The sequence below is a fragment of the Micromonospora andamanensis genome, assembly GCF_016863495.1.
Taxonomy (GTDB): domain Bacteria; phylum Actinomycetota; class Actinomycetes; order Mycobacteriales; family Micromonosporaceae; genus Micromonospora; species Micromonospora andamanensis.
The window spans coordinates 1-1,308 of record NZ_BOOZ01000109.1 but is presented as its reverse complement, the minus strand read 5'-3'; the positions used below and the strand labels follow the sequence as shown (position 1 = coordinate 1,308).

1 protein-coding gene is annotated in these 1,308 nt (G+C 67.7%); it reads right to left on the bottom strand.

Annotation, left to right across the window (positions count from 1 at the left end):
- Positions 1–21 precede the first annotated feature (21 nt).
- Positions 22–1,266 carry an ISL3 family transposase gene (locus tag Van01_RS32680; protein ID WP_204015817.1) on the bottom strand — a complete coding sequence of 415 codons (1,245 nt, stop codon included), beginning with the start codon at positions 1,264–1,266 and terminating at the stop codon, positions 22–24.
- Positions 1,267–1,308: the final 42 nt, after the last annotated feature.

Here is a 1,308-nt window from a genome sequence, read left to right as displayed (position 1 = left end):
CTCTCCGGTCGGGTGTGTGGGTCATGTTCGGCCGGGGAGGGGGAGGTCGTAGCCGCAGAGGTGGAGTCTGACCATGGCGATGAGGGCGTGGGGGTTCTTGAAGCCGAATGCGATGCGGGTGAGTAGGCGGATTTTGGTGTTGGTGGATTCGATGAGTCCGTTGGACAGGCGGTAGGTCAGGGTGTTGATGATGTCGTCGCGCCAGTAGCGGCGGATGCGGTAGGCCAGGTCGATGAACGGGGTCAGTTCGCTGGTGGTGGCCCAGTCGAGCCAGGCGTCGAGCAGGGTGATGCGGTCGGCGCCTCCGGGGGCGGCGAAGACTTGTCGTAGTTGCTGGTTGAGTAGGTAGGCGCGGTAGAGCGGTTGGTTGGTGTGTTCGATGGTCGCGAGTTTCGCTTGTTGGGAGGCGGTCAGGTCGGCGGGGTTCTTCCACAGCGCGTAGCGGGCGCCTTTGATGCCCTGGGCCAGGGCTTTCTGTCCGGCTTTGCGGGCGGCGGTGTAGACGTGGGCGCGGACCGCGTCCAGGGCTTTGCCGGCCCACATGACCACGTGGAACGGGTCCAGGCAGATGCGGGCGCGGGGGCAGTATCGGCTGACCGCCGAGAAGATCCACTCGGCGCCGTCGGCGGTGACCAGGCTGACCTTGGCGCACCGGTCGGGTCCGAGTAGCTCGAAGAACTGGCTCAGGGTGGCGCTGTCACGGCCCTCGGCGATCCACAGCAGCCGCCGGGTGTCATGGTCCACGACCACGGTCAGATACTTGTGACCCCGTCGGTAGGACACCTCGTCGATACCGATGCGGGTGACCCCGGCGAGGCGGTCCCCGGCCGCGGCGTCGGCGTCAGCGACCACCCGAGCCACGATCTGCCCGACCGTGCGCCATCCCACCCGCACCAGATGACACACCGCGGTCTTCGACATCCGCCGCACCAACCAGCCCACCAGCGCATCGAACTGGCGGGTATGCCCCGCCCCGTGCCGCGCCCACGGCACCGACGCCACCACCACCCCATGGACCAGGCACCGCACCCGAGGCGCATCAGCCTCCAGGAACACCCGCCACACACCCACGTCCAAACTCCGCCACCGCCGACGCCCACGACCCGCGTCATAACCCGCACACCGCCGCTGACACACCCCACACCGACCCCGCGCCCACCGCAACGGACGCACCGACACCACCACCACACCCGCATCGAGACACACCGACTCGACCACCGCCTGCTCGACGCCCAGCAACCGACCCCATAACCTGACCGAACGCACGCCGTTGCCACCACCTAGAACCGAAGCCTTCAGACAGCTCGG